This is a genomic window from Amycolatopsis dongchuanensis (genome assembly GCF_039542405.1).
GTDB lineage: Bacteria > Actinomycetota > Actinomycetes > Mycobacteriales > Pseudonocardiaceae > Amycolatopsis_E > Amycolatopsis_E sacchari.
In genome coordinates, this window is the sequence record NZ_BAABIB010000008.1 from 1 (window position 1) to 17,612 (window position 17,612).

At 72.3% G+C, this 17,612-nt stretch carries 13 protein-coding genes and 1 pseudogene; 9 read left to right on the forward strand and 5 right to left on the reverse strand.

Annotated elements, in window-relative coordinates; all coding sequences use genetic code 11:
* Positions 1-167 precede the first annotated feature (167 nt).
* Positions 168-1,256, forward strand: a pseudogene (locus ABFX51_RS39795) (ATP-binding protein); the annotation flags it as partial.
* 350 nt (positions 1,257-1,606) lie between these two features.
* Here the strand turns inward: ABFX51_RS39795 and ABFX51_RS01525 are convergent.
* On the reverse strand, positions 1,607-1,804 hold the full coding sequence (locus ABFX51_RS01525; RefSeq protein WP_143249919.1) for a hypothetical protein: 198 nt from the start codon (positions 1,802-1,804) through the stop codon (positions 1,607-1,609).
* A 1-nt stretch (position 1,805) separates the two neighbouring features.
* Complete coding sequence (locus ABFX51_RS01530; RefSeq protein ID WP_091510859.1) at positions 1,806-2,462, reverse strand: hypothetical protein; 657 nt, start codon at positions 2,460-2,462, stop codon at positions 1,806-1,808.
* Between the two features lie 31 nt (positions 2,463-2,493).
* Here ABFX51_RS01530 and ABFX51_RS01535 point away from each other — a divergent pair, with 31 nt between their 5' ends.
* Positions 2,494-2,724 (forward strand): hypothetical protein, encoded by a 231-nt coding sequence (locus tag ABFX51_RS01535; protein WP_091510860.1) that lies wholly within the window; start codon positions 2,494-2,496, stop codon positions 2,722-2,724.
* Here the strand turns inward: ABFX51_RS01535 and ABFX51_RS01540 are convergent.
* Together ABFX51_RS01540 and ABFX51_RS01545 are read right to left on the reverse strand one after the other, a co-directional pair.
* Entirely contained in the window at positions 2,721-3,500 is a 780-nt protein-coding gene (locus tag ABFX51_RS01540; protein ID WP_091510863.1) for an ABC transporter permease, read from the reverse strand. The two genes, ABFX51_RS01535 and ABFX51_RS01540, sit on opposite strands and share 4 nt — an antisense overlap.
* Entirely contained in the window at positions 3,497-4,444 is a 948-nt protein-coding gene (locus ABFX51_RS01545) for an ATP-binding cassette domain-containing protein (protein WP_091510866.1), read from the reverse strand. The genes ABFX51_RS01540 and ABFX51_RS01545 overlap by 4 nt, the downstream gene beginning before the upstream one ends.
* A 250-nt stretch (positions 4,445-4,694) precedes the next feature.
* Here ABFX51_RS01545 and ABFX51_RS01550 point away from each other — a divergent pair, with 250 nt between their 5' ends.
* Both ABFX51_RS01550 and mycP read left to right on the forward strand, forming a co-directional pair.
* On the forward strand, positions 4,695-7,613 hold the full coding sequence (locus ABFX51_RS01550; RefSeq protein ID WP_143249921.1) for a hypothetical protein: 2,919 nt from the start codon (positions 4,695-4,697) through the stop codon (positions 7,611-7,613).
* Positions 7,614-8,188: 575 nt separating this feature from the next.
* Positions 8,189-9,370, forward strand: a complete 1,182-nt coding sequence (gene mycP, locus ABFX51_RS01555; RefSeq protein WP_091510871.1) for a type VII secretion-associated serine protease mycosin — start codon at positions 8,189-8,191, stop codon at positions 9,368-9,370.
* Here the strand turns inward: mycP and eccCa are convergent, their stop codons facing one another.
* Positions 9,371-13,333: a type VII secretion protein EccCa gene (eccCa, locus tag ABFX51_RS01560; protein ID WP_091510874.1), complete on the reverse strand. Its 3,963-nt coding sequence runs from the start codon at positions 13,331-13,333 to the stop codon at positions 9,371-9,373.
* A 136-nt stretch (positions 13,334-13,469) separates the two neighbouring features.
* Between eccCa and eccD the strand changes: the two genes are divergently transcribed.
* From eccD to ABFX51_RS01585, 5 genes are all read left to right on the forward strand, one after another.
* The gene (gene eccD, locus ABFX51_RS01565) at positions 13,470-14,894 is read left to right on the forward strand and encodes a type VII secretion integral membrane protein EccD (protein ID WP_346051579.1); all 1,425 of its coding nucleotides are present in this window, start codon (positions 13,470-13,472) and stop codon (positions 14,892-14,894) included.
* A complete protein-coding gene (eccB, locus tag ABFX51_RS01570; RefSeq protein ID WP_091510878.1) occupies positions 14,894-16,300 on the forward strand; it encodes a type VII secretion protein EccB in 1,407 nt (468 codons plus the stop codon). The genes eccD and eccB overlap by 1 nt, the downstream gene beginning before the upstream one ends.
* A gap of 112 nt (positions 16,301-16,412) precedes the next feature.
* On the forward strand, positions 16,413-16,745 hold the full coding sequence (locus tag ABFX51_RS01575; RefSeq protein ID WP_091510881.1) for a hypothetical protein: 333 nt from the start codon (positions 16,413-16,415) through the stop codon (positions 16,743-16,745).
* Between the two features lie 45 nt (positions 16,746-16,790).
* Complete coding sequence (locus tag ABFX51_RS01580) at positions 16,791-17,087, forward strand: WXG100 family type VII secretion target (RefSeq protein WP_091510884.1); 297 nt, start codon at positions 16,791-16,793, stop codon at positions 17,085-17,087.
* A 69-nt stretch (positions 17,088-17,156) separates the two neighbouring features.
* Entirely contained in the window at positions 17,157-17,603 is a 447-nt protein-coding gene (locus ABFX51_RS01585; protein WP_091510886.1) for a hypothetical protein, read from the forward strand.
* Positions 17,604-17,612: the final 9 nt, after the last annotated feature.

A 17,612-nucleotide genomic window follows, 5' to 3' on the forward strand; every position in this document is an offset into this window, starting at 1 on the left:
TCGGCCCGGCCGCCAGCCCCCCCGCGGCGCCGCGAACCCCCGCCGCCAGCCCACCCGGCACCGGGCCGGCCGCCGCCAGCCCACCCACCACCTCCACCCCCCTCGCCGAACTGCGCGCCGCCAGCGCCGTCACCTTCCGCGAACTCCACCGCCTCCGCGCCCTGTCCCTGGCCCGCCTCAACCGGCACGCCGAGGCCCTCCCGGCCCTGCTCGCCGCCGCCGGTGGGCACGACGAGGAGCTCCTGCTGGAGCTGCTCCGCTGCGAAGCCGCTACGGCCGGGGCCTCCGCCGCCCTCGCCCGGTACGAGGCCTACCGCCGAACCCTCCGCGACGAGCTCGGCACCGACCCCGGCCCCGCCCTCCAGGCACTCCACCGCGACCTCCTCCAACCCCCGGTGCGCCACGGCGTCCAGCACGAACCCAACCCACTCCTCGGCCGCGACGACGACCTCGCCGCCGTCGTGAGCCTCCTTCGCACGGCTCGCGTCGTCTCGATCGTCGGGCCCGGCGGGTTGGGCAAGACGCGTCTCGCGCACGCTGTGGCCCGAGAGGCTGATCAGCGCGTCGTCCACTTCGTCGGTCTCGCGGGTGTGACGCGTGAGGAGGACATCGCCACCGAAGTCGCCTCCGCGCTCGGGGTCGTCGAAGCCCGGCGCCCTGGTGCGAACGTCGTCGCCGGGATCGCGCAGGCGCTCGGGTCCGCACTGCTGGTGCTCGACAACTGCGAGCACCTCGTCGGCGGCGTCGCCGATCTCGTGCACGCGCTCGTGTCCCTGACCCGCGACGCACGCGTCCTCACGACCAGCCGCGCGCCGCTGGGCCTGTCGTCCGAGTCGGTGTACCTGCTGCCCGAACTCGACCTGTCCACGTCCATCGAGCTGTTCACCCAGCGCGCGCGAGCCGCCCGCCCCAGCGCCGAGCTGCCCGCCGACACCGTGGCCGAGCTGTGCCGCCACCTCGACGGGCTGCCGCTGGCCGTCGAACTGGCCGCCGCCCGCGTGCGCGTCATGTCCGTCGCCGACCTCGCACACCGCCTCGGCGACCGGTTTTCCACGCTGCGCGGCACTTCCCGCGACGCACCGGCACGGCATCGCGCACTGCACGCCGTCGTCGAGTGGAGCTGGCAGCTCCTCGCCCCGGAGGCGCAGCAGGCGTTGTGCACGCTCTCGGTGTTCCCCAGCGGTTTCACCGCCGAAGCCGCGCAACGCCTCGGCGCCGCGGACGCGCTGGAGGAACTCGTCGACCAGTCGTTGCTGAAGGTGACCGACACCCCGTCGGGCACCCGCTTCCGCATGCTGGAGACCGTCCGCGAATTCGGTGCGGCGAAACGGACGGACACCCGCGTCATCGAGGATTTCTGCGCCTGGGCACGGGAATACGCCCTCGAACACTACGAGGGGCCCTTCGGCGCCGACCCCGCGTACGCGATGAGCCGGCTGCGCACCGAACAGGACAACCTCGTCCAGGCCCTCCGCTACGCCATCGAACGTCAGGACGGCCCGACGGCCGCCGCGATCGTGGCCGGATTGGCGGCGTTCTGGACCTTCACCTCAACCTACGGACGCATGGCGGTGTTGATCGAGGACGCGGGCCGGCTGCTGTCCCACTACCGCCCGGACCCCGAGTTCGTCGAGGTCACCCGCGCTGCGGCCGCGGTGTGCACCGCGTACGCCTTCGCCGTGCAGTTCCCCCGCGCCACGCGCACGCTGTACGTCCTGCGCCGCCTGCCGCCCGCGCCGCCGGACACGCTCATCCGCGCGCTGGCGGTGCTCGTCGCGGCCGTGCCCGAACTCGATATGTCCACTTTAGACGAATACTGCGCGAGCCCGTGGCCGTGGTTGTCCGGGGGTGCCAGCGCCGTCGCCAGTTACGTGCGTGAGGGCGACGGCGACATCGACGGCGCGCGGCGTGACGCGGAACGGATGCTGGCGGTGTTCGAGCGGGAGGGGCAGCCGTGCATGCGCATACTCGCGTTGTCCCGGTTCGGCGAACTGCACCTCCACCTCGGCAACGGCGAGCAAGCGCGCCAGTACCTCGGCAAGGCGTGGCGGCTGCAGGAGGAACTCGGCGTCTGGACCGACGAAATCGGGCTTCGCTGGGCGCTGGCACTGGCGTCGCTGCAGGTCGGGGAGGTCGAGGCAGCCGAACGCTGGGCCGAGGACGCCAGGACGGGTGCGGACGACGACCGGTTCACCTACCGCTCGTTCGACCTGGGTGTCCAAGCGGAACTGCTGCTGTGCCACGGCGAGGTGAAAGACGGGCTGCGGGCGTGGCGGCACGCGGTCGAACTGCTGGACGACGTCCGGCCGCCCGGGGCGAACGGCGAGCCCGCCCTGGAACCGTGGACGCTGGAGGTCAAGAGCGTCGCGGTGGTCGCGCACGCCCGCCACGGACGGCTGGACCTGGTCCGGCACCTGCTCCCCCGGACTGCGGAAAGCGGTTTCCGCCCTGCTCACCGCCACCGCGCAACCCACCTACCTCACCGGACTTCCGTTGTGCGGCGCGCTGTTGCTCGCGCTCGGCATGGCCGAGCCGGACCGCGACGGCGCGCGGCTGATCGCGCTCGCCGAGCAGTGCCGGTACCTGCGCCAGTTCCAGCCGACGATGGACCCGGCGCGGATTCGCGATGTGGTGCCACAGGCGGCGTACTCCGAGGCTGTCTCGGAGTACGCCGGCCTGAGCGCGGAGGAGCTGCGGGCGGCGGTGCTGGCCGCGGTGTCCTAACGGGACGGTGTGCGGTTGAAGAGCTTGCGCGCCCACAGGTAGCTCAGCAACGCGATGCCCGCGCACCACGCGAGCGTGATGGCGACGCTGCCGCCGGCCCGGCTGCCCATCAGCAGCGCCCGCACGGATTCGATGAACGGCGTGAACGGCTGGTGTTCGGCGAACACCCGCAGCCACGTGGGCATGGAGTCGGTCGGGACGAACCCGCTGCCGAGGAACGGCAACAGGATCAGCGGCATCGGCAGGTTGCTCGCGGCCTCGACGGTCTTGCTCACCAGGCCCAGCGCGACGCACGACCACGTGAGCGCGAACGTGATCGCCGCGAGCACGCCGATCGCGGCGAGCCAGCCGCCGATCCCCGCCGCGGGCCGGAAACCGACGAGCAGGGCGACCGAGACGACGATCGTGAGGCTCAGCAGCGTCTGCAGCACGGCGCCCACGACGTGCCCGGTCAGCACCGACACGCGGGCGATCGCCATGGTGCGGAAGCGGGCGATGATTCCCTCGGTCATGTCCATCGCCACGGAGATGGCCGTGCCCTGGGCGACCGCCGCGACGGTCATCAGGAGGATGCCGGGCGCGACGTAGTTCGCGTACGCGGTGCGGCCGCCCGCGCCGGCCAGCCCGTTGCCGAGCGTGCCGCCGAAGACGTAGACGAACAGCAGCAGGAAGATGACGGGCAACCCGGCGAGCATCAGCGAAACGCTGGGGTAGCGCACCATGTGCCTGAGGTTGCGCCGGACCATCGTCGCGGAGTCGGTCAGTGCGTGGGTCATGACGTGGCCACCTTCGGTTTTCCGGTGAGAGCGAGGAAAACGTCGTCGAGGTCGGGGGTGTGCACCGAGAACTCGGTGACCTCGACCGCGGCGGCGTCGAGCTGGTCGAGCACGAAGCGCAGGGACTTGACGTCACCGTCGTTGGGCACCTGGAGGGTCAGCGCGTCGGGATCCGGGGTGCCGCCGAGCGCGCGGGCGGCGCGGTCGAGTGCGTCCGCGTCGGGCAGGCGGAGGCTGACGTGCCCGCCCGGCACGAGCCGTTTCAGTTCCGCCGCCGTGCCCTCGGCGACGAGCTTTCCCTGGTCCAGCACCGCGATCCGGTCGGCGAGCTGGTCGGCCTCCTCGAGGTACTGCGTGGTGAGGAAGACGGTCACGCCGTCTGCGACGAGTTCGCGGATGACCTGCCACATCGTGCGGCGGCTGCGGGGGTCGAGGCCCGTCGTCGGCTCGTCGAGGAAGAGGAGGCGTGGCGTGCCGACCAGGCTCATCGCGAGATCGAGGCGGCGTCGCATGCCGCCGGAGTAGGTCGCCGCGGGTTTGCGGGCGGCGTCGGTGAGGTCGAACTGGTCGAGCAGTTCGGCGACGCGGCGGCGTCGGTCGCGGCGGCCGAGGTGGTGCAGATCGGCCATGAGCAGCAGGTTCTCCTCGCCGGTGAGCAGGTTGTCGACGGCGGAGAACTGCCCGGTGACGCCGATGGCGGCGCGCACCGCGTCCGGTTCGGTGACGCGGTCGTGCCCCGCGACGCGGACCTGCCCGCCGTCGCCGGGGATGAGCGTCGTGAGGATCTGCACGGTCGTCGTCTTGCCCGCGCCGTTGGGTCCGAGCAGCGCGAAGATCGTCCCCCGCTCGACCCGCAGGTCGATGCCGTCGAGCACGACGTGATCCCCGAACGCCTTCCGGAGCCCGACCGCCGAGATGGCTGGTTCGTTGCCTGTGGATGACATGCTCCCACCGTGCCGGGCACCGCCTTCAGGACGGTTTCAGCGCGGTTTCAGCAGGTCGCTCGGCGCAGCGGTGCTCAAAAGTGCGGGCACCGGGCCGGTATCGCGGTCCGGGTGAGGGAAGTTCCCCTGATCGCCGGTCCGCCTGTGGCTTTCCGGCCGTCCGGCGCGGGGTGGCGGCAGACTCGGCGCGGCCCCGGGCGTCGCGGCGTGCCCGTGGCACGACGGACGCCTCGACCCGGTGGGGGTGAAGATGCGCGCAGCGCTGGACACCGAGTGGTGCGGGCCGCACGTGCTCATCCGGGAGGGTGGTCGCGGGGAGCGCGAACTGCTGTCCAGCGTGCCGGGGATGCCGGGGAACCTGCTGGTCGTGGCGTCGCCGACGGTGGAACGGTCCGCGCTCGTCGACGCGGTGCTCGCGTTGCCGGGCTCGATGGGTGAGCACGCACGCGGCATCCAGGCGGTCTGGCTCGCGGCCGATCTGCCGGACGACGTCGTGCAGCAGCTTTCGGGGCGGCTGAACGCGGACGTGCTCGTGCCGCGGGGGACGCCGGTGCCGGTCGGTGGCGCCGGGGTGTACGTCTTCGACGGCGGCTGGTACCGGTTCCGGGCGTCGAGTCCGCCCTGGCGGTTCGGGGCTCGTTTTCCCGTGCCCGCCTGGGAAGCGGCGTTGCCGAGCGAGCCGATGGAGGTCGGCGGCGCGGTGGCCGAACCCGTCCCGGCGGGCCTCGCCATCCGCGGCGCGGACGACCCGCCCGCGAAGCCGGGGGACCTCGCGTACTCGGTCGTCGTGGATCCGAGGTTTCCCAAGGTGTTCCTCAGTGCGGAGAAGCCGGGCGCGGTGGCGGCGGTGCTGGACCGGTTGCCGCCCGGCGCGCACAGCAGGCTGGTGCTCGTGCCCGGTACGGCGGACGTCGTGCGGCACGACTGGCTGGCCGAGCTGGCGGTGCGGCTGGGACGGCCGGTGGTCGTGAGCACGGGCGTGCAGCTGGGCGCGGAACCCGTCGTGGTGGACGACGGGGGCAGGCCGCTGTTCCGTCCTTTCGCGACGGTGCTGCGGCAGCCGGCGGGGGCGGGGGACCAGGAGGTGCTGGACGTCGCCGGGGCGCCGGCCGGGTGGGTGCGGTGTGGTCCGCGGAGCTACCGGCCGCTGGAGCCGGGGATCGCGGAGGTGGTGGCGGATGTCGTGCCGTCGGGCCTGGTGCTGCGCCCGCGGACGGCGCCACCCGCGCGGGGCGTCGCGCCCTTCGACCCGGCGGGCTGGACCCTGCGCATCGACGGCCCGGACCCGGAACCCCTCCTGGCGGCGGCCAAGCAGCTGATCGCCGGGCTTGACGAGGACCGGAAGGCCACCCTGCGGATCCGGCCCTCCGGCGGTGAGCCGTTGGAGGGGGAGGTGCGGTCGGGTTCGGCTGCGGGGGTCGCGGAGCGGGGTCGCCGGGAGGCTGGGGCCGAGTCTCGGCTTGCTGCGGAAGCGGCGGAGTTCGAGCACCACCCGATGTCGGAGCGCATCCCTGCCGGGGAAGCGCCGGAGACCGAGGATCGCTCGAAGCAGGAATCCAGCGCTGGGGAAGCGGCGGTGGACCCTGCCCGAGATCCCGAACCTCGCCCTGCGGGGGAGGTGTCGGAGGCTCAGTCCCGGCCGAAGGCCGAGTTCCCCCGCGAGCCGGACCCGCGCGCCGCAGGGGAGGTGTCGGAGGCTCGGCCCCGCGCGAAGGCGGAACTCCACCGGGGGTCGGAATCCCGCCCGGCCGGGGAAGCACCGGAAGCCCAGCCTCGCTCGAAGCCCGCAGTCCGCAGGGAGCCGGAGTCCCGCCCGAAGCCGGAAGCCGGTTCCGCAGGGGAAGCGCGGGAGTCGCAGCCTCACCCGGAGCCGGAACTCCACCGGCAGTGGGAGTCCCACCCGGAACCGGTGCTTCGCGCAGCCGCGGAAGTGGCGGAGGCCCAGTCCCGTCCGAAGCCGGAGCTTCGCTCCGCCGCGGAGGCGCCGGAGTCGCAGCCTCACCCGGAGCCGGAACTCCACCGGCAGCGGGAGTCCCACCCGGAACTGGAGCTTCGCGCAGCCGCGGAGGCGGTGGAGGCCCAGCCCCGTCCGAAGCCGGAACCCCGCTCCGCCGCGGAGGCGCCGGATCCCGACCGGGAGCCGGAACCCCGGCCCACCGGGCCCCGCAAACCCGCCGCGCCGCCGGTCGTCACGGTTTCCGGGCCTCCCGTGCCCACCGTCTCCGGCGGGGTGAAGCGTGCGGAGCCCGAGATCCCCGCCGCCCGCAGACCCGAATCCCACCAACCGGAACCACCAGCCACGCCCGCCGTACCCGCAGCGCAGCCCAACGCAACCGCGCCCGCTGCATCGGACGACGCCGCACCGTCCACAGCACCCGCGGCCGCCACCCCACCTGCCGCGCCCACCACACCCTCCGCCCTCGCCATCCCCGACCGGGCCAGCACCGCGGCCGAGCAGGCCCGCTTCGCAGCCGCCGCAGGTGAGGCCTTCACCGAGGCCCTCGCCACCGTCAACGCCGCCCTCGCCACCTGGCCCGCCCTCCGCCAGACCGACGCCAAGGCCGACTACGTCGCCGTCTGCCTGTACCTCCACAGCGCCACGAAGGTCAACGACGCCATCCGCGCCAACCGGGCACCGGTCCTCGACGCGCACCTGCCGTGCCTCGTTTCCGGTCTGCGCCGCCTGCCCACCCACCGCCGCCCGGTGCTCCGGCAGGCCAAGGGTCGCGTCGCCGCCGAGGGTGAGTTCCTGCTCGAACCCGGCTTCCTCAACGCAACCGCCAACCTCGACGTCACCGTCCCCGGCGCCGAGTTCGACGTGTTGATCTGGCCCAGCACCGCCCGCCGCACGTCCGAACTGCTGCCCGGGCCGCTCGACGAAGTGGTGTTCCTCGCCGGCGCGCGGTTCAAGGCACTGGCCGTCCGCGAGTCCGAAGTGGACAACGCACCCCGCACTGCGGTCCTCGTCCGCGAGCTGGCTCCCGGCGAAGCGGCGGACACCGGGCTCGACGAGCGCGACCTCGCCGCCCTCGCCCGCCTCGACGCCGCACTCGCCCGGCGCAGGCAGGCCACGCTCCGCACCGTCGACGACCCCGCGGCCGCCGAGCGCCTCACCGCCCCGACCGGCGACTGGGGTGCGCCGCAACCGGCCGTCGCGGTGGCGCCATGAGGTGGCTGCCCGCAAGGGGCCGTCCCGACTGGGGGCTGGGGCACACCGCAGCCGACCGCTCCGACCGGGGACTGGAGTTGACCGCAACCGACCGCTCCGAGCGGCGCCCGGGGCAGACCGCGACTGGCCGTCTCGACCGGCATCCAGGCCACACCGCAAACGGGGGCCCCGCCCGGCACGTGGGGCAGACCGCAACCGACCCCTCCGGGCGGCGCTTGGGGCAGACCGCGACTGGCCGCCTCGACGGGCATCCAGGCCACATCGCGATTGGCCATCGCGACCGGGGGCTGAGGCATACCGCAGCCGACCGTCTCGACTGGGGCACGGGGAGCGCCGCAACTGGTCGCCGCAATCGGCGCTTGGGGCGCGCTGCAGCCGACCGCGCCGACTGGCGCCTGCGGCACATCGCAAGCGGAGGCCCGCAGCGGAACCCGCGGCACACCGCAACCGACGACCCCGCCCTGCACCCAGCGCACATCGCGACCGGCCGCCCGCAGCGAAACCCGGGGCACACCGGGACCAACGACCCCACCCCCCACCCGCGACACACCCCACCCCGCCGCCCCGGCAGCGCCATGCGCCGCCTGCCCGCGGCGCTGCTCGCCGCCGCCCTCACCCTCGGCCCCACCCTGCCCGCGCACGCCGCCACGCCACTGCCCCCGGGCGGCGGCTGCCTCCCCGCACCCCAGGGCACCGCCCCCGACATCCCCTGGCCACAGCGGCAACTCGCGCCGCAGCGGGTTTGGGACCTCACCAAGGGCCAGGGCATCACCGTCGCCGTCGTGGACACCGGCGTCGACGCCCACACGCCGCAGTTGGCGGGTCGCGTCCTCCCCGGTGCGGACGTCGCGGGCAGCGGTACGGCGGACGACGACTGCTACGGCCACGGCACGTTCGTCGCCGGGATCATCGCCGCCGCGCCCGCCCCCGGCACGGGATTCACCGGCGTGGCACCGGAAGCGACGATCCTCCCCATCCGCGTCACCTCGCCCGCCGACAGCACCCTGACCTCCACCGCGCTCGCCAACGGCATCCGGCGCGCGGTGGACGCCGGCGCCCGCGTGATCAACGTGTCCGCCAGCACCAGCGTGCCCGACGCCGGTCTCGCCGCGGCCGTGCAGTACGCCGAGGCGCACGACGTCGTCGTGGTCGCGTCCGCCGCGAACGGGGCGCAGGAGGGCGACCCCGTCACATACCCGGCGTCGTACCCCACGGTCCTCGCGGTCGGCGCGGTGGACTCCACCGGGCAGCACGCGGATTTCTCCCAGACCGGGCCGTACCTCGCGCTCGTGGCGCCGGGTGTCGACGTGGTGAGCGTCGGGCCGCGCGGTGCCGGCCAGTGGCAGGGCAGCGGAACCAGTTACGCCGCACCGTTCGTGGCGGGCACCGCCGCGCTCGTGCGGTCCTACCACCCGCAGCTGAGCGCGGCCCAGGTGCGGCACCGGCTGGAGGTCACGGCCAACCACCCGGCGGCCGCCCTGCCCGATCCGGCGCTGGGCTGGGGAACGGTGAACCCCCAGGCCGCCGTGACCGCCGTGCTGCCGGAGGAAGGCGCCGCGGGTGCGACGGTCGTCGCCCCGCCCCCGGCCCGCGCGGCCGCCGCGCCCGTGCGTGACGAGGTCGGGCCGGTGCTGGCGATCCTCGGTGTCCTCGCGCTGGTGGTGCTGATCCCCGGCGCCGTCATGGTTTCCCGCCTGTCGGCCGCAGGACGGCGACGGGGCTGGCGCCCGGCCAGGACGGCCGAGCGCCGCCCGTGATCAGTCCGCCAGCGGGGTCTGGACCAATCGCACGTTCCGCCGTCGGTTGACGAACTGCGCCCGCCCCGGCGGCAGCGTCCGCGGTCGGAGGTTACCCAGGAAAGCGCCTTCTTCCTTGGGACAGGACAGGAGCAGCGCGGGCGTTCCCAGCTCCCACAGCCGCCGGATCACCGGGTTCATCATCGACCGGCTCGCCCCCGACGTGCTGCGCGCGATGATCAGGTGCACGCCGATGTCCGCACCCTGCGGCAGCAGCGGCAGCAACGGGTCCAGCGGCCCGCCGCCCATCCCGGACTCCGCCAGCTCGAAGTCGTCCACGATGATGTACAGCCGCCCGCCCGTCCACCAGTCGCGGCGGTGCAGGCGGCTCGGCGGGATTTCCGGCCCCGGCACGCGTTTCTTCAACGCGGCGGCGGCGTTCGTGACCGACTGGGCGAGCGCGTCGGCGCTCACGGCGTACTCGATCTGGTGCTCCTGCGGGATCGAGTCGTGCAGTTCGCGCCGGAAGTCGCCGAACATGACGCGGGCCTCGTCGGGGCCGTGGTGCGCCGCGACGCTGCGGGCGATGTGGCGCAACAGGTTCGTCTTCCCCGTCTCGGCGTCCCCGTAGACGAGCAGGTGCGGCGACGCGTCGAAGTCGTGCCACTGCACGGAAAGCGCGACGTCCTCGATGCCCAGCGGCATCCGCATCTCCGCCTCGGGCGCGGGCGCGGTCGGCGCGGGCAGCTCGGACACGGTGAGCGAGTGCGGCAGCAGCCGCACCTGCGGCGCCCTCGGCGCACCCGGCACGGCGAGCGCGTCCGCGAGGTCCATCGTCGCGTCGGCGAGATCCGCGTTGTCCTGGTGGCCGTCGATGCGGGGCAGCGCGGTCAGGAAGTGCAGCTTGTCCGTCGTGATCCCGCGCCCGGGGATGGCGGGCACGGTCGCGGCGACGCGGCTGTTGACCTCCGAGTCCACCGGATCGCCGAGCCGCAGCTCGAACCGCGTGCCCAGCACGTCCCGCAGCCACGGCCGCATCTCCGACCACCGGTTCGCCGCGATCACCAGGTGGATGCCGAAGCTCAGCCCCCGCGCGGCGAGTTCGCTGAACCGGTCCTCGATCTCCTCGAAGTCCTGCCGGATCGAGTACCAGCCGTCCACCACGAGGAACACGTCGCCGTACGGGTCCTCGTCGAGGAACCGGCCCTCGCGTCGAGCCCGGCGGTAGCTGGCCATGGAGTCGATGGTGTGCTTGGCGAACAACGCCTCGCGACGCGCCAACAGGTTCACCATCTCCAGCACGGTGCGCGTCACGCGGTCGCGGTCGAGGCGGTTCGCCACGCTGCCGACGTGCGGAAGCTTCGACAACGCCGTGAGGGTGCCGCCGAAGTCCAGGCAGTAGAACTGCACCTCGGCGGCGGTGTGGGTGAGCGCCAGCGAGCTGATCAGCGTACGCAGCAACGTGCTCTTGCCGCTCTGCGGACCACCGACGACGGCCACGTTCCCCTTGCTGCCCGCAAGATCCGCAGTCAACAGCTCACGCCGCTGCTGCGCGGGCAGATCGACCAGTCCAACCGGGACGGACAAAGTGGACGTCTGCAGCTCACCCGCCGGACGCGGGCCCAGCTCCGGATCGTCGACCAACGGCGGCAACAGCTGGTCCAGCGTTGGCGCCTGCTTCAACGGCGGCAGCCACACCTGGTGCGCGCGCGGACCGACGCCCCGCAGGCGCTCGATCAGCACGTCCAGCATCGCCTCGGTTTCCTCCTGCTCCGCCACGGGTTCCGGCTCGGGCTCCGGTTGCGCGGGCAGGGGCACGTAGTCGGTGCCGAACGCGACCACGTGCTGGTCCACCGATTCCCGGTGCTGCACCCGCCGCTTGCTGCGGTACGGCCCGGACGAGTACGCGCCCTTGAACCGGATCAGCGTCTGCGTGTCGGGGCGCAGGTAGCCGTTCCCGGGGCTGTTGGGCAGTTCGTACGCGTCCGGAACCCCGATCACGCTGCGGCTTTCCATCGCGGAGAACGTGCGCAGCCCGATCCGGTACGACAGATGGGTTTCCACCTTGTGGATGCGCCCCTCGTCGAGCCGCTGCGACGCGAGCAGCAGGTGCACGCCGAGGCTCCGGCCCAGCCGCCCGATCATCGCGAACACGTCGATGAACTCCGGTTTGCTGGACAACATCTCGCTGAACTCGTCGATCACGATGAACAACGCCGGCATCGGCTCCAGCTGCGCGCCCTGCGCCCGCGCGGCCTCGTAGTCGCGACGGGACGCGTAGTTCCCCGCCGCGCGCAGGTGTTCCTGGCGCCGGTTCAGCTCGCCGGTGAGCGCGTCCTGCATGCGGTCCACCAGCTCCAGCTCCTCGGCGAGGTTGGTGATCACCGCCGAGGTGTGCGGCAGCTGGTCGAACCCGAGGAAGGCGGCGCCACCCTTGAAGTCGACGAGGATGAAGTTCAGGTCCTCCGACGAGTGCGTGGTCGCCATCGCCAGCACGAGCGTGCGCAACAGCTCGCTCTTGCCGGAACCCGTTGCGCCGATGCACATCCCGTGCGGCCCCATGCCGTCCTCGGCGGCCTCCTTGATGTCCAGCTCCAGCGGTTTACCGCTCGCGCTGATGCCGATCGGCACCCGCAGCCGCCGTTTGCTGTTCATCCGCTCGCGCCGGTACTTCACCGGGTCGAACGTGCGCAGGTCACCGAGCCCGAGCAGGCCGGCGAGGTCGTAGTCCACGGCCAGCGGTTCCTCGGCCTCGGCCGCCTCGCCGATGCGGAAGCGCGCCATCGTCCTCGCGAGCGCGGCCGCGGCGGTGGTGCTGAGGCTGTCCGGGCGGCACAGCGGACGGCTGTGGGGCTTGCCGAGGCGGTCGAACGACACCGTGCTCACCTGCTCGGCGTCCACCTCCAGGAACAGCGCCCCGGGGCGGGACTGCCACGGCAGGCAGCCGGAGACGTCGAGCACGACCGCGTTGCGGTAGCCCTCGTCGGCGGCGCGGTGGTCGTCGGCGACGGCGATGCCGTCCAGCAACAGCACGACGAACGGCTCGGATGCGGTGACCGGGCTGCCCGCCTCGAACCGCGGCCGGGAGGTGAAGGCGCGCCCACCGAGCATCGACTCCGCCTCGGCGACGCTCCCCGCGACCAGCCGCCGCGGGCCCGCCGCGTCCCGGTTCTCCGGATCCTGGTTGTGCGGCAACCACTTCAGCCAGTCCCAGCGGTCACGCCGGTCCTCGCTCGCGCACACGACGATCCGCACGTCGCCCGGCGCGTGTGCGGTGGCGAGCTGCCCGAGCACCGCCCGCACCAGACCGAGCACGGCGTCGTCGTCCCCGTTGAACTGGATCTGCGCGAAACCCCGCAGGTAGACCGCGATCGGCGAGTTCGGCAGCGTCGAGTACGCGCGCAGGAACCGGCGCAAGGCGTGTGCCGACAACGGTTCCAGGTCCTCGACGGGTTTGGTGTCCGGCGGCACGAGCCGCAGGGCGGAGCGCTGCGTGCCGAGACCGATGCGGACCTCGCCGAAGTCGTCGTGGGTGGGCCGCCGCTCCCACAGCCGGTAACCGAGCGCGAGCGACCACAGCGACCGCGGGTCCGGGTGGATCCAGCGCGCCGCCTGTTGTTGCTGGGTCAGGGAACGCCGCACCCGGCCGCGCAGCTGTGCCAGGTACCGCAGGTAGTCACGCCGGTGCCCGTGCAGCTTCTGCTTGTGGGTCACGGAACTGCGCAGCAGCTGCACGACGAGCATGCCGATCACGGAGAGCACCATGAGCCCGCCGCCGATGTAGGCGAGCACGCCCGAGCCGGGGCGCACGAACATCAGCACCATCGCCAGCGAGCCCAGCCCCATCGGCGCGTACATCAGCACCGAGCTGATCCCGCCGCCGATGTCCTCGGGGACGACGGGCGGCTCCTGGATCACGACCTCGTCGGCGGGCGCAGGCGGCTTCGGGCGCCGGGCGCGCCGGGTGAACAGCACCGTGCTCACGCGCTCTCCCTTGGTGAGTGGACTTCCCCTGATCCCGGTCACCACGCCCGCCGGACCCCGGATGAAGGGGACCGCGTGGCTAGCTTCCGGACGGGTCGCGGTCTCAAGCCCTGGCAGGAAGGACCACTGACGCCGGATGTCCGTATCGAAGGAGTTGCCCACCACCGGAGAACGTCCACAGCATCGCACAACCGCGTCGGGAAGGCTACGGTTCGTCCTCGGCGGCCGCGCGATCGACGTGGCGCTCCCGGTCGAGGTACCGCTGGCCGAACTGCTGCCCGCGGTACTGCCGCAGTTCGGCGCCGAATGGGTGGAACAGGGCGCCGACCACGAAGGCTGGGTCGTGCAACGGCTCGGCGAAGCCCCGCTCGACGAGGACCGCACCCCGGCCGAGCTCGGGCTGCTCGACGGTGAGACCGTCTACTTGCGACCGAGGGCCGACCAGCTGGCGCCGATCGACTACGACGACCTGGTCGACGGCGTGGGCGAGCAGGTCAGGGAGCACCCCGGCGCGTGGACGCCCGCGCGCACGCGCGTGATGCTGCGCATCGGGGCGGCGGTGTTGCTGCTGCTCGGGATCCCGCTACTGGCGGGGGCGGGCGCGGACGCGCTGACCGCGTCGCTCGGCGGGTTCGTGACGTTCGCGCTGCTCGCGGGCAGTGCGCTGGTGGCGAGGGGCGCGGCGGAACCGGTCGTCGCGACGATCCTCGCCGGAGTCGCAGCCTGTTACGGCGCGCTGTCCGGCGTGCTGCTGGTGTTCATGATGGACCCCGTCGCGACCGGCATGATGGCGTTGACGTGCGGTGCCGCGGGTGCGTTGCTGGCACTGGTACTGGGCCTGCTCGCGGTCGCCGACTCGGCGGCGTTGTTCGCGGCCGGGATCACCACGACCGCGGCACTGGTCGTGCCGGGACTGGTCGGCTCGGTCAGCCCCGCGTCTCCGCAGCAGGCCGCCGCGATCGGCCTCGTCGTCACGCTGCTGGCCGGGATCTTCGTACCCGCCACGGCGTTCCGGCTGTCCGGGCTGACGCTGCCGATGCTGCCGACGAGCGCGGCCGAACTCACTGAGGACATCGATCCCGTGCCGTACCAGGTCGTCATCGACCGCGGCGCCGCGACGGTGGGCTACTCGCGGGCGCTGCACGTCGGTCTGGGGCTCGCGCAGACCCTGTTGCTGCCGATGCTGGTCGTCGACGGTGACGGCTGGTTGATGGCGTTGTCCCTGGTGATCGCGTTCCTGCTGTTCCTGCGGTCCCGGCACCCGGACGGGATCGTGCAGCGGTGGGCGGTCCTGGTCCCCGCTGGCGTGACCGTGGTCGCGAACCTGCTGCGTCTCGCTGTCGGGCAGGACCTGCTTGAACGGCTGCTCGCGCTGTGGTTCCCCGCTGTGGTCGTCGGCGTGCTGCTCCTCGTGCTGGGCAACTACCTGCCGGGGCGGCGGTTGCGGCCGTACTGGGGCCGCGCGGTGGACATCCTGGAGTCGGTGACGGCGGTGGCGGTGCTGCCGGTGTTGTTGCAGGTGCTGCACGTCTACGCCTTCGTGCGGGGATTGAGCGGCTGATGCAGTCGCGCAAGGACCAGGTACAGGCCTACTTCTTCGTGGTGGGCCGGCTCGTGGCGGCCGTGACGCACGGCAGCCCGGACCGGCTGGAGAGCCCGAACCGCAGGCTCAACACCGGTGTCGTGATGGGGTTCCTGCTCGCGGCGTTGCTGGTCGCGGTGTTCGGCATCTACGGGTTGTTCGTGCCCGGCGGCGACACGTCCTGGCGGCAGGCCGGCACCATCGTGATGGACAAGAGCACCGGCGCGCGGTACGTCTACCTCGACGGACAGCTGCGCCCGGTGCTCAACTACGCCTCGGCCCGGCTCGTGGCCGCCAATTCCGGCGGCGCGGTCGTGTCGGTCTCGCGCAACTCGCTGGCCGGAACACCGGTGGGGCAACCGATCGGCATCGCGGGCGCGCCCGATTCGGTGCCGACGGCGGGAAATCTCACCAGCGGAGCGTGGACGGTCTGCGTCCAGCAACCACTCACGCCCAGCGGCACCCCCGTCGTGACCGTCCTGCTGGCGCAGCGGGAAAGCGCACCGCTCGGGACCGGGCAAGCACTGCTCGTGTCCACACCAGACGGTGCGACGTGGCTGCTGTGGCAGGGAAGGCGGCACCGCGTGCCGGAGCGGTGGGCGCTGGACGCGCTCGGCTACGGCGGGGTGCCCGCGACGCCGGTGACGACCAGCTGGCTCAACCCGATCCCGGCCGGACCGGACCTCGCGGTCCCCCAGCTCGGCCGGGTGGGCCAGCCAGGGCCGGTCGTCGACGGGCGGCCGAGCGTGATCGGCCAGGTGTACGAGGTGCGCAACCCGGCGATCGACGCCGACCAGCTGTACCTGGTCCGCGGCGACGGGTTCGTGCCGCTGAGCCGGACCGCGGCGGCCCTCGTCCTCGCCGCACCCGTGACCAGGCAGGCGTACCACGACGGGCCGGTGGCGCCGATCCAGGTCGGCCCGGGTGCGCTGACCGGCGTGCCCGCGACGGGAACCATCGGCGACGGACTGCCACCGGTGCCGCCGGAGTTGCTGACCCCGCCGAACGGAACGGTGCCCTGCCTCCGGTACGACCCGAAGGCGAACGCCACCACCGTCGAGCTGCTCGCACAGTCGCAAGTGGACTCCGATGCGATGCCGGTCGCCCGGCACGTCGCGGGCACGATGGCGGACCGCGTGGTGATTCCGGGCGGAACCGGTGTGCTGGCAAGGGAACTGCCTGCTCCCGGCGCGACGCCGGGAGCGGCGTACCTGCTGACGGACACGGGCGTGCGGTTCCCGGTCGCGGACGCGAACGCCATGGCGGCGTTGGGGTACAGCGATTCCGACGTGGTTCGGCTGCCCGCGGAGCTGCTCGCGCTGCTGCCCACGGGCCCGGTGCTGAGCATGCAGGCCGCGTTGCAGAACCAGGGACCGGCTTCCTGAGGGGATTTCCTCAGGTCCGCGTTCCGGCGGGAATTTCCCGTCGCCGCGCGGACCGTCCGCAATAACTTGGTCCACGTAGGGCACGACGCGAATTTCCGGGAGGTAAAGACCGGTGTCACACAGCAACACTGCATTCGACAAGGCGCAGATCGACGCGCAGGCGCAGCGCCACGTGGACATGGCGCAGGACATCGCGCAGCAGCTGGAGAACCTGCACGTCGAGGTGCAGAACACCCTGCAGGGCAGCAGCAGCCAGATGACCAAGGCGCTCGAGCAGGTCTACACCTCCTGGAAGGAGAACGTGAAGAAGGTCGTTCTCGACAACATGAACCTGATGGCCGAGGCGATGAAGGCCGAGGCGAACAACCAGGAGATGCAGGACACCGACAACACCAGGGCGATCATGAACACCGTTTCGCCGGTGGGGTCGTTCCTCGGCGGCTGAGCCCGCTGAAAGCGCTTATCCAGACGGTACAGAAAGGACTTCATCGTGGCGGACGGCCTGATCACCTACGACTACACGGTCATCGAGAACTGCATCGGCGTCATGAAGCGCAAGGTGCAGGAGATCGAGCAGCAGACGCAGGACCTGCAGCACCAGGTGCAGACGCTGATGGGCACCTGGGAGGGCAGCACGGCCAGCACCTACAACAACACGGCCAACGACCTGCGGGCCGAACTCGAGCGCAGCAACCAGAACCTCGACCTCACCAAGACCGCGCTGCAGAACGGCTCGGACGGGATGAAGTCGACCGACAGCCGCGGCAGCAAGAGCCTCGCGCTGTGACCGCGTGCCGGGCCGGCCACCCCGGCCCGGCACGGTTCTCCCCGTCCACCAACGCATCCGGGAGCGAGCATGTCCGACAAGACGGCTTTCAACAGCGACGCGATCAAGGAGTCGGCGAACCGGCTCGGCTCCATCATGGACGACATGTCGGCGTTCGACGAGCTGAAACCGCAGTGGCCCAACGCGGGGCACTTCGACACGGCGCAGTGGCTCGAACGGGTCGTCGACGACCGGCGCAACGGCGTGGTCGCCCACGCCGAGCGGCTCAAGATCGTGCTCAACGACCTCAAGACCAACCTCACCGCGATCGCGGAGGACTTCACCAGCACGGACGGCGACAACGCGGGGAAGATCAAGTCCCGCGTCGACACGATGGAGAGCACGATCTCCAGCGACGTCACCTCGCTGTCGCAGAACACGGAGAACGAGCAGCACAACTTCAGCGGTGGCCCGGAAAAGCCGGAGGAGAACAACTCGGACGGCGACGGGTACGACGACGTGCTCAAGCCCGCCTGATCCCCTCGG

Excerpts from the sequence above, each read along its gene's own strand:
- ABFX51_RS01550 (WP_143249921.1), top strand. The coding sequence starts at position 4,695 with ATGCGCGCAGCGCTGGACACCGAGTGGTGCGGGCCGCACGTGCTCATC.
- ABFX51_RS01585 (WP_091510886.1), top strand. The coding sequence starts at position 17,157 with ATGTCCGACAAGACGGCTTTCAACAGCGACGCGATCAAGGAGTCGGCG.
- eccD (WP_346051579.1), top strand. The coding sequence starts at position 13,470 with ATGTCCGTATCGAAGGAGTTGCCCACCACCGGAGAACGTCCACAGCAT.
- ABFX51_RS01540 (WP_091510863.1), bottom strand. The coding sequence starts at position 3,500 with ATGACCCACGCACTGACCGACTCCGCGACGATGGTCCGGCGCAACCTC.
- ABFX51_RS01545 (WP_091510866.1), bottom strand. The coding sequence starts at position 4,444 with ATGTCATCCACAGGCAACGAACCAGCCATCTCGGCGGTCGGGCTCCGG.
- mycP (WP_091510871.1), top strand. The coding sequence starts at position 8,189 with ATGCGCCGCCTGCCCGCGGCGCTGCTCGCCGCCGCCCTCACCCTCGGC.
- eccB (WP_091510878.1), top strand. The coding sequence starts at position 14,894 with ATGCAGTCGCGCAAGGACCAGGTACAGGCCTACTTCTTCGTGGTGGGC.